We start from the raw sequence: 14987 nt of genomic DNA on the forward strand, positions 1-14987 counted from the left end.
GGTCGTCAGCTCCTGCACGGCTGCTGTGCGGGGACCTGAGGACCGAGGGTCCCCTCGCCGCCGACGAGGACGAGGGTGTCCGCTCCGCTCGATCGCGCGCTGGCGGGGATCGCGGTGCGGAGGCAGTCCGATGGGGTGAGGGCGACGTTCGCACCGCCCGCCGCTGCGACCGTGGAGACCGCCAGCGCATCGGCGAAGCCGGCCTCGTTCACGACGTAGACGGACTCGGACGAGGAGGGGAAGCGGCCGTTCAGCGCGAAGCTTGTCTCGGAGCGGTCCCGACCGGCGATGCGCTCGACGGTCCACGGACCGCCCGAGAGGGAGTCGAGGATCGTCTGGCGGATCGACGGGTCGGCGCCGAGCGCGATCACCTTCCCCGGGGCGAGACGGTCGAGCAGCGATCTCGTCGACGTATCGGCGGACTGCCGCGCGCCGTCCACCAGCAGCACCGCCTCGTGACGGCGGCCGGCGATCGGGCCGACGCTCAGCGCGTCGGGGTAGGAGTTGCCGGTGGCGAGGAAGACCTGAGCGGTGCGATCGCGGTCGAAGACGTCGTCGACGATCAGCCGCGACGTGTCGTAGCGATCCACTCCGCCGATCCGGGTCGTCGGGGCTGCCGAGGCGTCCCGGATCGCGCGCAGGACCTGCTCGCTGACCGTCCGGTCGCTGCCGACGACCACGACGCGCTCCGGTCGGAGACGGCGGAGCTCGGCGGCTACCGTCTCCGGGAGCTCGTCCGGATCGGTCAGAAGGAGCGCCCCGCCGAGCGCCGAGGCGGCCGGTCCGGCGCTCAGCGCGTCCGGCCAGGTCGCACCGCTCGCGACGTACACCACCGGCACCCCCGCACCGAACGTGGAGCGCGTCAGCCGGGTGGCCGTGTCGTAGCGGTCGCCGCCGTCGATCCGCGGCTGGTCCCACACCCACGGCGGGAGCCGGAAGGCGATGCCGGAGACGTCCGCCCCTTCCGATACGTCGATCAGAGTCGCGTCTCCGGAGGCGGCCGCGTCCGACCACCAGCGGTCGCCGTAGCTCGGCTCCGAGAACCACTGCTGCGCTCGGAGGGCGTACCGGCCGGGAGCGAGGTGGTCGATCCGGAAGCCCGGTTCGCTGCCGGTGGAGTAGTCGACCCAGCCCGAGGTGGGGACCCGCTCGAACGACTCCGCCTCCGGGTCCCACAGGTAGGGAGTGATCACGATCTCCGGACGCTGTGCCGGCAGCGGGCCGCCGAACGCCGCGGTCCCGGAGACGGATCCTCCTGCACGCAGGACGATGTCGGCGGTCTCGGTCGATGCCGACACGATGGTGGCGCCGCTGCGCAGTGACGCCTGGCCGTACCACGTGGCCGCCGCGGCGTCCGTCTCGGCCTGGATCAGATAGGAGCCCTCGACGAGCCCGTTGAGGGCGTAGAACGTCTGCCCGTAGGACGAGGCGACGACATCGCCGTGCAGCGTGTACGCCCGGACCGACACCTGCGTCGTCTCGTCGCGAGTCCCGTCCTCACGGAGCAGTGTGATCTCACCCGAGATTCGGATCTCGGCGGGCTCGGCTGCGGAGGCGGTCAGCGGAGCCGCGAGGAGCGCGAGGACGATCGCGCCGGCGGCGGCGAGTGACGGCAGTGTCTTCATGTCGCTCCTTCGAGGAGGGCGACCGTTCGCCCACCGAACTCTAAGCGAGCGCATGGAGGTCGGCTCTCCTGCTCGCTTCCCCCCGTTCGCGCGACTCATCGGCGACGCCCAGCCGCAGCCCAGCGGGATGTCCGACGCCCGGCCTACAGTGACCCAGTGGAATCCGTGCTGCTCTTCGTCCTCGGCGTCGTCATCATCGCCGTCGGCGTCGCGCTCTCGATCGCGCTGCACGAGGTCGGCCACCTCCTGCCCGCCAAGCTCTTCGGCGTCAAGGTCACGCAGTACATGATCGGATTCGGCCCCACGATCTTCTCGAGGCGGCGCGGAGAGACGGAGTACGGGATCAAGGCGATCCCGCTCGGCGGCTACATCGCGATGATCGGCATGTACCCGCCGAAGCACGAGGGCGACCCGCTCACGGAGTCGGCCGTCGGCATGTTCAAGGGCGTCGGCCAGCAGTCCGCCGACATCCGATCCAGCAGCCGCCCCTCGATGATCGACGAGGCGCGAGCCGCGAGCGCGGAGACCATCGGCGAGGGCGAGGAGCACCGCGCCTTCTACCGCCTGCCGGTGTGGAAGCGCGTGATCATCATGTTCGGAGGCCCGTTCATGAACCTCGTGATCGCGACCGTGCTCTTCACCGTGCTGCTCTGCGGCATCGGAGTCGCGCAGAGCACGTCGACCATCGCCACGGTCTCGCAGTGCGTGGTCCCGGCGTCCTCGACAGGTGCCGAGACCTGCTCGCCCGACGACCCGCTCTCGCCGGGCGCCGAGGCCGGCATCCTCCCCGGCGACACCATCGAGTCGATCGACGGAACCGCCGTCTCGTCCTGGGACGACCTCACCCCGATCATCCGCGAGTCGGCGAACACGCCGCTCAGCGTGGTCGTCGACCGCGACGGCCGGGACGTCACCCTGACCATCACCCCCGTCGAGAACGAGGTCGCCGTCACGGACGCGTCCGGAGCCGTCGTGACCGACGCCTCCGGAGACGTCGAGACGCAGACCGTCGGCTTCATCGGCATCTCGCCGACCAGCGCCCTCGCACAGCAGCCGATCACCGCCGTTCCCGAGACGGTGTGGACCAACATCACCAGCGTCGCGAACGTGATCCTCAACCTCCCGCAGCGGCTCTACGACGTCGCGCAGGCCGCCTTCGGCAGCGAGGAGCGCGACGCGAACGGCCCGATCAGCGTGGTCGGCGTGGGCCGCATCGCCGGCGAGATCGCCGCCTCCGACCAGCTGCCGATCGTCTCGAAGGTGCAGACGATGGTGGGCGTGCTCGCCTCGCTGAACGTGGCGCTGCTCGTGTTCAACCTCGTGCCGCTGCTGCCGATGGACGGCGGGCACATCGCCGGCGCGCTCTGGGAGGGCCTGCGCCGCCGCGTCGCCAAGCTCTTCGGCAAGCGCGACCCCGGGCCCTTCGACATCGCCCGGCTGCTGCCGCTGACCTACGTCGTCGTCATCATCCTCGGCGGGATGAGCGCGCTGCTCATCTACGCGGACATCGTGAACCCGATCCGGCTGTTCTAGCTCGCACGCCGGTCCTCGCCCGGCGTGCCGCGGTCGGCTTGTCGAGGTGGTCGCGTGGGTGGAGCGTGGTGCGTTCGGCCAGCGCGAATCGCTGGAACGCGATTCACGCGTTCGCGTGCGAGGTGGTCGCCGGTCTCTGGTACGGAGGTGCGGACGGGTCGGCTTGAGGGATGGGGACCCTCTCGTCATGGCCCGACGCTCGCTGATCGAGTAGCCCGCGGAGCGGGTGTATCGAGATCCACCTCCTTCAGAAGACCCGGTCAGACGCCTCATCTCTTGAAGCCGGTGGGTCTCGATACGCCCCTGAGGGGCTACTCGACCAGCAGGGAGGGTGAGGCGGGTCGCGGCTCCGCTGGCTGACCGGTCGCTGAACGGAGAGAGGGTCCGAGGTGGACGGCGGTGGCGCGCGCGTACGATGGTGGGCGTGCCAGCAGTCAATCTGGGTTTGCCCAAGGTCCCCGAGATCCTCGCTCCCCGTCGCAAGTCCCGTCAGATCAAGGTCGGCAAGGTGCTCGTGGGCGGTGACGCCCAGGTGAGCGTGCAGTCCATGTGCACGACGCCGACGACGAACATCAACGCGACGCTCCAGCAGATCGCCGAGCTCACGGCGTCGGGCTGCGACATCGTCCGCGTGGCGGTGCCGAGCCGCGACGATGCTGAGGCGCTTCCGATCATCGCGAAGAAGAGCCAGATCCCGGTCATCGCCGACATCCACTTCCAGCCCAACTACGTCTACGCGGCGATCGACGCGGGCTGCGCCGCCGTCCGCGTGAACCCGGGCAACATCCGCAAGTTCGACGACCAGGTGGGCAAGATCGCCGCCGCCGCGAAGGCCGCCGGCGTCTCGATCCGCATCGGCGTCAACGCGGGCTCGCTCGAGCCGAGCCTCATGCAGAAGTACGGCAAGGCCACCCCGGAGGCGCTCGTCGAGAGCGCCGTCTGGGAGGCGAGCCTCTTCGAGGAGCACGACTTCCACGACTTCAAGATCTCGGTCAAGCACAACGACCCGGTCATCATGGTCAAGGCGTACCGCCAGCTCGCCGAGCGCGGCGACTGGCCGCTCCACCTCGGTGTGACGGAGGCGGGGCCCGAGTTCCAGGGCACGATCAAGTCGGCGACGGCGTTCGGCATCCTCCTCGGCGAGGGCATCGGCGACACCATCCGCGTGTCGCTGTCGGCCCCGCCCGCGCAGGAGGTCAAGGTCGGCCTTCAGATCCTGCAGTCGCTGAACCTCCGCGAGCGCAAGCTCGAGATCGTCTCGTGCCCGAGCTGCGGCCGCGCGCAGGTCGACGTCTACACGCTCGCGAACGACGTCACCGCCGGTCTCGAGGGCATGACCGTCCCCCTCCGCGTCGCCGTCATGGGCTGCGTCGTCAACGGGCCGGGCGAGGCCCGCGATGCCGACCTCGGTGTCGCCTCCGGCAACGGCAAGGGCCAGATCTTCGTCAAGGGCGAGGTCGTCAAGACCGTCCCCGAGTCCGAGATCGTCGCGACGCTGATCGCGGAGGCCAACCGCCTCGCCGCAGAGATGCCCGCAGACGACACGTCGACCGGTTCCCCGGTCGTCACGGTCGCCAACTGAGCCGCGGCGGGAGCGGGTCGCCCGAGGACTCCGGATAGGATCGTCCCTCGTGGTTACCCGTCTCTCGCACCTGTTCGTCCGCACCCTCCGAGAGGATCCGGCCGACGCCGAGGTCGCGAGCCACCGCCTCCTGGTCCGCGCCGGCTACATCCGGCGCCAGGCGCCCGGTGTCTTCGCCTGGCTGCCCCTCGGGCTGCGCGTGAAGCGCCGCATCGAGCGCATCATCCACGAGGAGATGGAGGCGGCCGGCGCACAGGAGGTCCACTTCCCGGCGCTGCTGCCCCGCGAGCCCTACGAGCTGTCGGGCCGCTGGACCGAGTACGGCGACGGCGTCTTCCGTCTGAAGGACCGCAAGGACGCGGACTACATGCTCGCGCCGACGCACGAGGAGTTCTTCACCCTCCTGGTGAAGGACCTGTACTCGTCGTACAAGGACCTGCCGCTCTCGATCTACCAGATCCAGGACAAGTACCGCGACGAGGCGCGCCCCCGTGCCGGCCTCCTGCGCGGCCGCGAGTTCACGATGAAGGACGCCTACTCCTTCGACTACACCGATGCCGGCCTCGACGCGAGCTACCAGCTGCAGCGCGACGCCTACGAGCGGATCTTCCGTCGCTTCGGCCTCGAGTACGTCATCGTGCAGGCCGACGCCGGCGCGATGGGCGGCTCGCGCAGCGAGGAGTTCCTGCACCCCACCCCTGTCGGCGAGGACACCTTCGTCCGCTCGGCCGGCGGCTACGCGGCCAACGTCGAGGCCTACCGGACTCCGGTGCCCGACGCGCTGCCGATCGAGGGACTCGCCGCGGCGCGCGTCTTCGACTCGCCGGACACCCCGACGATCCAGACCCTCGTCGACCTCGCGAACGCTCAGCAGCCCCGCGAGGACGGGCGTGCCTGGACCGCCGCCGACACCCTCAAGAACGTCGTGCTCGCCCTCACGGCGCTCGACGGCACGCGCGAGCTCGTCATCATCGGGCTGCCCGGCGACCGCGACGTCGACCTCAAGCGCGCCGAGGTCGCCTTCGCGCCCGCCGAGGTCGAGGCGGCGACGGAGGCCGACTTCGCGAAGCACCCCGGTCTCGTGAAGGGCTACATCGGTCCCTGGTCGGCCGACGGAGCGGTGCTCGGCGAGGAGTCCTCGACCGGCATCCGCTACCTGGTCGACCCCCGCGTGGTCGACGGCACTGCGTGGATCACCGGAGCGAACACCTCGGGCCAGCACGTGCTCGATCTCGTCGCCGGTCGCGACTTCACGCCCGACGGAGTGGTCGAGGTCGCGGAGGTGCGCGCCGGCGACCCGGCGCCCGACGGCTCCGGCCCGATCGAGACCGCCCGCGGCATGGAGATCGGCCACGTCTTCCAGCTCGGCCGCAAGTACGCCGACGTGCTCGGCCTGAAGGTGCTCGACGAGAACGGCAAGCTCGTCACCGTCACGATGGGCTCCTACGGCATCGGCGTCACCCGCATCCTCGCGATCATCGCCGAGAGCAACCACGACGACCGCGGCCTGATCTGGCCCGAGAACGTCTCGCCCTTCGACGTCCACGTCATCGCGACGGGCAAGGACCCGTCGGCGCTCGCCCTGGCCGAGTCGGTCGGTGCCGCTCTCGAGGCGGCGGGCCGCGACGTGCTGATCGACGACCGTCCGAAGGTCTCGCCCGGCGTCAAGTTCGGCGACGCCGAGCTGATCGGAGTCCCGGTCATCGTGATCGCGGGCCGCGGCGCTCCCGACGGCATCGTCGAGCTGTGGGACCGCCGCACGGGGGAGCGCGAGCAGCTGCCGTCCGCCGAGGCCCTCGCCCGCCTCGGAGCCTGAGGGCCGGGGAGCCCCCGAGGCGGAGCCGTCGTCGACTCGTTCGGGTAGGATCAATGGTTCCGACGCGCGGGAGCGGCTCCCCCCGAGGCCGCCGCACCGCCTGACGTCGGACCGGACTTCGACGAGGTCGCGCATCCGCGACGCCAAGTTAATAGAGAGAAAGGCCCGCCCGTGGACATCGACCTGAGCGTTCTGCGCCTCCTGGAGCGCGAGCGCGAGATCCCCTTCGAGGAACTCGTGCAGATCATCGAGCAGGCGATCCTCACCGCCTATCTCAAGCACATCGGACAGGCCGACGACGCCGACAAGGCGACCGCGGTCGACGCGCGCGTGCACCTCGACCGCAAGACCGGGCACGTCACGGTCTTCGTCCCCGAGCTCGACGAGGAGGGCGCCGTGATCGGCGAGTCCGAGGACTCGCCGCGCGACTTCGGCCGCATCGCCGCCTTCGCCGCCAAGCAGGTCATCAACCAGCGCCTGCGCGACATCGGCGACGAGAAGGTCCTCGGCGAGTTCAAGGGCCGTGAGGGCGACATCGTCGCCGGAGTCATCCAGCAGGGTCCGAACCCGAAGATGATCCACGTCGACCTCGGCTCGATCGAGGCGATCCTCGCCCCCGAGGAGCAGGTGCCCGGCGAGGACTACAGCCACGGCCGGCGCATCCGCGTGTACGTGACGAGCGTCGGCCGCGGGCCCAAGGGCCCGTCGGTCCAGGTCTCGCGCACCCACCCGTCGCTCGTGCGCAAGCTGTTCGCACTCGAGGTGCCCGAGATCGCCTCCGGAGTCGTCGAGATCGTCTCGCTCGCCCGCGAGGCCGGCCACCGGACCAAGATCGCGGTCCGCGCGACCGAGCCCGGAGTGAACGCGAAGGGCGCCTGCATCGGCGAGCTCGGGCAGCGCGTGCGCGCCGTCACCGCCGAGCTGAACAACGAGAAGATCGACATCGTCGACTACTCCTCCGATCTGCCGACGTTCGTCGCGAGCGCGCTGTCGCCGGCCAAGGTGACCAGTGCCTTCGTGATCGACCAGAGCCTCAAGGCCGTCCGCGCCCTCGTGCCCGACTACCAGCTCTCGCTCGCGATCGGCAAGGAGGGTCAGAACGCCCGACTTGCCGCGAAGCTCACCGGCGCGAAGATCGACATCCAGCCCGATTCGGTGATGGACGGGGAGTGACTCCGGAGCGTCGGCGTCGCGGGGAGGCGCTCCTCGGAACGAGGGAGTAAGGTGGAACCCGTCAGAACGTGCGTCGGCTGCCGTCTGCGCGCCCCCCGATCCTCTCTTCTGAGGATCGTCTCCCATTCCGATGTCCTCGCGGTCGATCCGCGGGCCGTCGCCGTGGGCAGGGGAGCGTGGCTGCATCCGACGAAGGACTGCTACGAACGCGCGGTCAAGCGCCGGGCGTTCAGCAGGGCGTTCCGGACACGCGAGAGCGTGGACGCGAGCGACCTCGAGCAGTACCTCACCCGCGATCCGACCGGCTCGGGCTCCTCATCCGGAGGACCCGACGCAGCGCACGATCACACCATAGAGAACAGGCAGAACGGCCCGTGAACTGATCATGAGCGAAGACTGATGAGCGGCTCGAAATGAGACCCGTCCGTTCGTGACGCCTGCCCCCGTCTTGGGTGCAGGCCCAAGACAGGAGAGAAGTGGCAAAACCACGCGTACACGAGATCGCATCGGAACTCGGTGTCGATAGCAAGGTCGCACTTGCGAAGCTGAAGGAACTGGGCGAGTTCGTCAAGGGACCGTCCTCGAGCATCGAGCCCCCCGTCGCCCGCAAGCTCCGCCAGGCCCTCCAGGGCCAGGCCGGTGCCAGCGCAGGCGGCACGTCGTCGACCCCGGCGGCCACCAGTACTGCGCGCCCCGGCGCCCCGCGCCCCTCGGGTGCACGACCCTCCGCGCCGACTCCCGGCCCGGCGAAGCCGCCCGCTCCGGCGCCGGCTCCTCCGATGTCGGTCGCCGAGCGTCAGCTCGCCGCCCAGGTGAAGTGCAGGAGGCCGGCCGCCCAGCGTGCCCAGGACGCCGCCAGCGCGCGCCTGCCGAGGCTCCGGCCCGGCGGCCTGGCCGCCGCCGCGCCGCCGAGGCTCCTGGCCGCCGAGGCCCCCTCCGCCCCCGCGGCGGGAGAAGCCCGCAGGCGGACCCACCCCCGGTGGGCCGAAGCCGGCGACTCCTCGCCCGGCTCCCGCGGCGAACACCCCCCGCTCCGGCGGCGCGGGCGGCTCCAGCCGACCCGGTGGCGCACCCCGCCCCGGCAACAACCCGTTCGCGAGCAACCAGGGCATGGGCCAGCGTCCCGCTGCTCCCCGCCCCGGCAACAACCCCTTCGCGAGCTCGCAGGGGATGGGCTCGCTCACCCGCAGCATCCCCGCCCTGCCGCACCCCGCCCCTGGCGCCCTGCGCCCCGGTGACCCGGCATGGGCCAGCGTCCCGCAGGCTTCGGCCAGCGTCCCGGCGGTCCTGGTGGCGGCGGAGCTGGTCGTCCTGGCGGCCCGCGTCGCCTGGCCGGCGGCGGCTTCAGCAAACGCCCGGCGGCGCCCCGGTGCAGGCGGCGGCTTCGCCCCTCGCCCCGGTGGCGGCGGCGGTCGCGGTCGCGGCCCCGGTGGTGGCACCGCCGGTGCGTTCGGTCGCGGTGGCGGCAAGAGCAAGGCCCGGAAGTCCAAGCGCACGAAGCGTCAGGAGTTCGAGCTCAGGGAGGCTCCGTCGCTCGGCGGCGTCAGCGTTCCCCGCGGCGACGGCAAGACGGTCATCCGTCTGCGCCGTGGCGCGTCCATCTCGGACTTCGCCGACAAGATCGAGGCCATGACCGGCGTGCCGGTGCCCCCCGGCAACCTGGTCACCGTCCTCTTCGCCCTCGGCGAGATGGCGACGGCGACCGAGTCGCTCGACGAGGCGACCTTCGAGGTGCTCGGTGGAGAGCTCGGCTTCAAGATCCAGGTCGTCTCGCCCGAGGACGAGGACAAGGAGCTCCTCGAGGGCTTCGGTCTCGACCTCGAGCAGGAGCTCGACGACGAGACGGACGAGGACCTCGAGATCCGTCCCCCCGTCGTCACCGTCATGGGTCACGTCGACCACGGAAAGACGCGCCTGCTCGACGCGATCCGCAACGCCAACGTCGTCGCCGGCGAGGCGGGCGGCATCACGCAGCACATCGGTGCGTACCAGGTCGTCGCGGAGCACGAGGGCATCGAGCGCCCGATCACCTTCATCGACACCCCGGGTCACGAGGCGTTCACCGCCATGCGAGCCCGCGGTGCCCAGGTCACGGACATCGCGATCCTCGTGGTCGCGGCGGACGACGGCATCATGCCGCAGACCATCGAGGCGCTGAACCACGCCCAGGCGGCCAACGTGCCGATCGTGGTCGCGGTCAACAAGGTGGACAAGCCCGACGCCAACCCGGCCAAGGTGCGCCAGCAGCTCACCGAGTTCGGTCTGGTCGCCGAGGAGTACGGCGGAGACGTCATGTTCGTCGACGTGTCGGCGCGAGCCAACACGGGCATCCAGGACCTCCTGGACGCCGTGCTGCTCACCGCGGACGCCGGTCTCGACCTGCGCGCCAACCCGAACAAGGAGGCACGCGGAGTCGCGATCGAGGCGAAGCTCGACAAGGGACGCGGCGCGGTCGCGACCGTGCTCATCCAGTCGGGAACGCTGCGCGTCGGCGACGCGATCGTCGCGGGAACGGCCTACGGCCGCGTCCGCGCGATGGCCGACGAGAACGGCGTCGCCGTCCTCGAGGCCGTGCCGTCGCGACCGGTGCAGGTGCAGGGACTCTCGTCCGTGCCCCGCGCCGGCGACACCTTCCTCGTCACCGAGGAGGACCGCACCGCGCGCCAGATCGCCGAGAAGCGCGAAGCCGCTCAGCGCAACGCCCTGCTGGCCAAGGCCCGCAAGCGCATCTCGCTCGAGGACTTCACCCGCGCTCTCGAGGAGGGCAAGGTCGAGTCGCTCAACCTCATCATCAAGGGCGACGTGTCCGGTGCCGTCGAGGCGCTGGAGGAGTCGCTCGTCAAGATCGAGGTCGACGACTCGGTGCAGCTGCGCATCATCCACCGCGGTGTCGGTGCGATCACGGAGTCGGACGTCAACCTCGCGACGATCGACAACGCGATCATCGTGGGCTTCAACGTCCGCCCCGACCCGAAGGCCCGCGAGCGCGCTGCTCGAGAGGGAGTGGACATCCGCTTCTACTCGGTCATCTACAACGCGATCGAAGAGGTCGAGAACTCGCTCAAGGGCATGCTCAAGCCCGAGTTCGAAGAGGTCCAGTCGGGTGTCGCCGAGATCCGCGAGGTGTTCCGCTCCTCCAAGTTCGGCAACATCGCGGGTGTCATCGTCCGCTCCGGCACGATCACCCGCAACTCGAAGGCGCGCGTCATCCGCGATGGCGTCGTCGTCGGCGACAACCTCGCCATCGAGTCGCTGCGTCGCTTCAAGGACGACGTCACGGAGGTCCGTACGGACTACGAGGCCGGTATCGGTCTCGGAAAGTACAACGACATCCAGATCGGCGACGAGATCGAGACGATCGAGATGAAGGAGAAGCCGCGAGGCTGATCCCGACTCCCCAGAAGGCCCGGGTCCGCCCGGGCCTTCTGCCTTCCCCGGCGGGCTTCCGCTTGTACCGGAACGATCGCTTCTGGAGGGGCGGGCGGAGGTCTTCTCGTCGCCGCGCCATCCCGCGCCCTACGGGCGCCCGCCAGACCCGAGCCGGGCGCGGCGACGAGAAGACCTCCACCCACCAGACCTGAGAGTCGACCACTCGCTTCCCTCCTTACGAGGGGAGGAGCGGGTGGGGTGCCTCGTCGCGGCTCCTGGCTCGGGTCTGGCGGGAGCGCCGCAGGCGCTCGGGAGGGAGCCGTGACGAGGCACCCCACCCGCTCCGGCCGGCTCGCAGAAGCCACTGCCACTCGAGCACTCAGTACGGCAATGATGAGATGACGAGCCGAGAGGCGCGTCGAGAGAGATGTGAGGACCAGCTATGGCAGATCCGGCACGGGCGAGGAAGCTCGCCGAACGGATTCAGGTGATCGTCGCCAAGCGGCTCGAGCGCGGACTCCGCGACCCGCGGCTCGGCTTCGTCACCATCACCGATGTGCAGGTGACCGGCGACCTCCAGCACGCCTCCGTGTTCTACACGGTCTACGGCACCGACGAGGAGCGCACCGACTCGGCCGCTGCTCTGAAGGCGGCGACCGGGATGCTGCGCACCGAGGTGGGCAAGAACATCACGTCGCGTCTGACGCCGTCGCTCGAGTTCATCCTCGACGCGGTCCCCGAGAACGCGAAGCACATCGAGGATCTCCTCGCCGCGGCGCGCAACCAGGACTCGCAGGTGCAGACGCTGGCGGCGAAGGCCGACTACGCGGGCGACGCCGATCCGTACGTGAAGCCCCGTGAGGACGACGACGAGGACTAGGCGCTGAGCCTGAAGACTGCGGAGCCCGTGGCGACGTCGACCGAGACCAGGTCGACGGCGACACGGGCTCCCGGCGTGAGGGGGGCCTGCACGTCGACGGTGATCTCGGGGTCGAGGAGCTGCACGGAGGAACGGGTCCTCGCGGACTGGACGACGACGCCCTCGAAGCTCGACCCCTCGTGGCCCCGGAGGATCGCCGCTTCGACGATGGAGGTCGCCGCCCGGTTCGCGGCTCCTGCCCGACGGTCGCTCGCGGCCATCAGAGGCGGGATCTCGGGCAGGGCGGCGCGGAGCCCGGAGGGGATCTCGGCGCCGGAGGAGATCGCGAGGCAGACCGCGAGCCCGAAGCGGTCGACGAGGCGGCGCAGCGGTGCGGTCACGTGGGCGTAGGGGGCGGCGAGGGCGGCCTGCCGGGGCTCCTCGGGAACGGTGCCGTCGAAGGCGGTGTAACCGGCTCCGCGGAACAGCGAGGCGGCGGCGTACATGATGGCGAGCCGGCGCGGGTCGGTGGTGTCGAGGCGGCGGAGGTAGGCGCCGTAGGGCTCCTCGAGCGCCCACGGGGTGCCGAGCGCCTCGGCGCGGGCCCGGAACGCGGCGACGGTCGAGGGGTCGGCGGCGGGCATCGTGCGGAGGATCCCGATGCGAGCGTCGACCATCAGCGTCGCGGCGGCCATGCCGGTGAGGAGCGACACCTGCGCGTTCCAGCCCTCGACGGCGAGCGGTGCGCGGCGCTCGACGCGGTAGCCGCCGTCGACGGCGACGATCTCCTCCTCGGGGAGGGTCAGGCTCGCTCCTCCGCGCTCGGCCTCGCGCGCGAGGCGCTCGCGGCCGAACCAGGGCAGCAGCGCGATCGACGGATGCATCCGGTCGGCGTCGACGTCGCGCTGCACGCCTCCGTAGTCGAGGCGGGCGGTGCTGCGCACGAGCGCGCGCTCGAGGCGGACCGCGCGGGGCTCGACGCGGGAGTCGAGGGCGATCGTCCAGACGAGCGCTCGGCGCGACTGCCCGGGGAGGAGCGAGGCGGTGCCCTCGGAGAGGACCGCCGGGTGCAGGGGGATCCGCCCGTCGGGGAGGTAGTAGGTCTGGCCGCGGCGGCGGGTCTCGGCGTCGAGCGCGCCCCCGGGGCGGACGACCGCGGGGACGTCGGCGATCGCGTAGCGGAGGACGACGCCGTCGGCGGTGGTCTCGAGGTGCAGAGCCTGGTCGAGGTCGAGGGAGCCGGGCGGGTCGATGGTGACGAACGGGATCGCGGTGAGGTCGAGGCGGCCGGCGTCGTCGGCGAGACGATCCGCCTCCTCGGCCTCGGCGAGGGCGGCCGCGGGGAACTCGGCCGGCAGGTCGCTGCGCAGGGCGGCGAGAGCCCCGGCGACGTCGTCATCGGGGCGGGGGAGGCGGAGGCGGCGATCGGTCACGGCGCCACGCTACCCGGCACGTCCGACAGGGCGGTCAGGAGTGGGGGAGCAGGTAGCCGGCGACCGGATCGCCGACCGCGAGGCCGTCGGCGAGCAGGCCGGCGAGGGCTCGGGAACGCTGCTCGCCGTCGGGCCAGACGGAGTCGATCTCGGCGGCCGTGACAGGGTGGTGCGACGCCCGCAGCTCGGCGAGGATCAGACCCCGCACTTGGCGGTCGGAGCCCTCGAACGTCTTCTGTCGGGCCTTCACCGGGCCGTCGTAAGCGGGGTAGCCGGCGGCGCGCCAGCGGCAGGAGTCGCGGATCGGGCAGCTGTCGCAGCGCGGGGCGCGAGAGGTGCACTCGATCGCTCCGAGCTCCATCATCCCGGCGTTGAAGGCGGCGGCGTCCTCGAGGCCGTCGGGCAGCAGCGCGTCCATCGCGGCGAGATCCGGCTTGGCGCGCGGCGGGCCCGCCTCCGCGACTCCGTCGACCGCGCGGGCGATCACGCGACGCACGTTCGTGTCGACGACCGGATGGCGTCGGCCGTAGGCGAAGACCGCGATGGCGCGGGCGGTGTAGTCGCCGATCCCGGGCAGCGCGAGGAGGGTGTCGACGTCGTCGGGGACGACGTTGCCGTGCTCCTCGGCGATCGCGGTGGCGCAGGCGTGCAGCCGGAGTGCTCGCCGCGGGTAGCCGAGGGACTGCCAGGCCCGCACCGCCTCGCCGGGAGGGACGGCGGCCAGATCGGCGGGCGTCGGCCAGCGCTCGAGCCACTCCTCGAGACGCGGGATCACGCGGACGACCGGGGTCTGCTGGAGCATGAACTCGCTCACGAGCGTGCCCCAGGCCGGGAACCCGTCGCGGCGCCAGGGGAGGTCACGGGCGCTGGTGCGGAACCAGTCGACGATCGCGGGCGCGAATCCTGTGGGCATCGGCTCACCCTAAGGGGTGGCGCGTATCGTGGTCGGATGACCCAGTGGGCTCCCCAGAAGGCCGATGTCCTCGACGCGCTCGCGGCGGAGGTGCTGCACAACTACGGGCGGGGCCGCGTCGCGGTCGGCATCGACGGGGACGACCCCGAGATCAGCGCCGCGTTCGCCCTCGAGCTCGCCGAGGCGATCCGCCGGGCCGGCCACGACGCGATGGTCGCGCACCTCACCGACTTCCAGCGGTCGCGCGCCGACCGCGAGGATGCGGATCTTCCGGAGGCGCAGCGCGCGTACCTGGGGCGCTACGACTACGAGCTGCTGCGGCGGGTGCTCATCGGCCCTTTCAAGATGGGTGGGAGCACCGGGTTCGTCCTGGCCGGCTTCGACGCCGTGCGCGACGAGCCGCGTCAGCCCAAGTGGCGGACCGCTGGTCGCGACGCCGTCCTCCTCGTCGACGGGGAGTTCGCGCTGCGGCCCGAGATCCGCGGGGCGTGGAACCTGAGCATCCGGCTCGACACGCAGGAGCCGCCGGTCGACGAGGCGTACCGCGCGAGCACGGATCCGCGCCGCCTGGCGCCCGTCCTCGTCGACATCCGCGACCCCGAGCACCCGCGTCGCGTCTTCGCCGACTCGTGCTGAGCCGACCCGCCTGAGCCGATCCCGCTGAGACGACCCGTGCCGTGCTGA

At 71.2% G+C, this 14987-nt stretch carries 10 protein-coding genes and 1 pseudogene; 8 read left to right on the forward strand and 3 right to left on the reverse strand.

Annotated features, from left to right (window positions below; genetic code table 11):
* Positions 1 to 5 precede the first annotated feature (5 nt).
* Positions 6 to 1625, reverse strand: a complete 1620-nt coding sequence (locus GRS92_RS17510; protein ID WP_159859206.1) for a cell wall-binding repeat-containing protein — start codon at positions 1623 to 1625, stop codon at positions 6 to 8.
* Between the two features lie 165 nt (positions 1626 to 1790).
* Between GRS92_RS17510 and GRS92_RS17515 the strand changes: the two genes are divergently transcribed.
* The 7 genes and pseudogenes from GRS92_RS17515 to rbfA all read left to right on the forward strand — a co-directional run bounded on the left by GRS92_RS17515 (position 1791) and on the right by rbfA (position 11978).
* Entirely contained in the window at positions 1791 to 3158 is a 1368-nt protein-coding gene (locus GRS92_RS17515) for a site-2 protease family protein (protein ID WP_159859269.1), read from the forward strand.
* Positions 3159 to 3582: 424 nt separating this feature from the next.
* A complete protein-coding gene (gene ispG, locus GRS92_RS17520; RefSeq protein WP_204162089.1) occupies positions 3583 to 4740 on the forward strand; it encodes a flavodoxin-dependent (E)-4-hydroxy-3-methylbut-2-enyl-diphosphate synthase in 1158 nt (385 codons plus the stop codon).
* A gap of 49 nt (positions 4741 to 4789) precedes the next feature.
* Positions 4790 to 6556 (forward strand): proline--tRNA ligase, encoded by a 1767-nt coding sequence (locus GRS92_RS17525; RefSeq protein ID WP_159859210.1) that lies wholly within the window; start codon positions 4790 to 4792, stop codon positions 6554 to 6556.
* Between the two features lie 171 nt (positions 6557 to 6727).
* Entirely contained in the window at positions 6728 to 7729 is a 1002-nt protein-coding gene (nusA, locus tag GRS92_RS17530) for a transcription termination factor NusA (protein ID WP_159859213.1), read from the forward strand.
* A gap of 51 nt (positions 7730 to 7780) precedes the next feature.
* Positions 7781 to 8107 carry a YlxR family protein gene (locus tag GRS92_RS17535; protein ID WP_159859216.1) on the forward strand — a complete coding sequence of 109 codons (327 nt, stop codon included), beginning with the start codon at positions 7781 to 7783 and terminating at the stop codon, positions 8105 to 8107.
* A 98-nt stretch (positions 8108 to 8205) separates the two neighbouring features.
* Positions 8206 to 11116: pseudogene (gene infB, locus GRS92_RS17540) on the forward strand (translation initiation factor IF-2).
* 424 nt (positions 11117 to 11540) lie between these two features.
* Positions 11541 to 11978, forward strand: coding sequence for a 30S ribosome-binding factor RbfA (gene rbfA, locus GRS92_RS17545; RefSeq protein WP_159859219.1), 438 nt, complete (start codon positions 11541 to 11543; stop codon positions 11976 to 11978).
* Here the strand turns inward: rbfA and GRS92_RS17550 are convergent.
* A complete protein-coding gene (locus GRS92_RS17550) occupies positions 11975 to 13390 on the reverse strand; it encodes an RNB domain-containing ribonuclease (protein WP_159859221.1) in 1416 nt (471 codons plus the stop codon). The two genes, rbfA and GRS92_RS17550, sit on opposite strands and share 4 nt — an antisense overlap.
* 34 nt (positions 13391 to 13424) lie before the next feature.
* Positions 13425 to 14303 carry an A/G-specific adenine glycosylase gene (locus GRS92_RS17555; protein ID WP_159859224.1) on the reverse strand — a complete coding sequence of 293 codons (879 nt, stop codon included), beginning with the start codon at positions 14301 to 14303 and terminating at the stop codon, positions 13425 to 13427.
* A gap of 36 nt (positions 14304 to 14339) precedes the next feature.
* Between GRS92_RS17555 and GRS92_RS17560 the strand changes: the two genes are divergently transcribed.
* Complete coding sequence (locus tag GRS92_RS17560) at positions 14340 to 14939, forward strand: hypothetical protein (protein ID WP_159859227.1); 600 nt, start codon at positions 14340 to 14342, stop codon at positions 14937 to 14939.
* Positions 14940 to 14987 lie beyond the last annotated feature (48 nt).

Origin of the sequence: Rathayibacter sp. VKM Ac-2754 (assembly GCF_009807095.1) — a bacterium.
GTDB lineage: Bacteria > Actinomycetota > Actinomycetes > Actinomycetales > Microbacteriaceae > Rathayibacter.

Coding starts and splice junctions, on each gene's coding strand:
- GRS92_RS17510 (WP_159859206.1), bottom strand. CDS start 1,625: ATGAAGACACTGCCGTCACTCGCCGCCGCCGGCGCGATCGTCCTCGCG.
- rbfA (WP_159859219.1), top strand. CDS start 11,541: ATGGCAGATCCGGCACGGGCGAGGAAGCTCGCCGAACGGATTCAGGTG.
- GRS92_RS17555 (WP_159859224.1), bottom strand. CDS start 14,303: ATGCCCACAGGATTCGCGCCCGCGATCGTCGACTGGTTCCGCACCAGC.
- GRS92_RS17560 (WP_159859227.1), top strand. CDS start 14,340: ATGACCCAGTGGGCTCCCCAGAAGGCCGATGTCCTCGACGCGCTCGCG.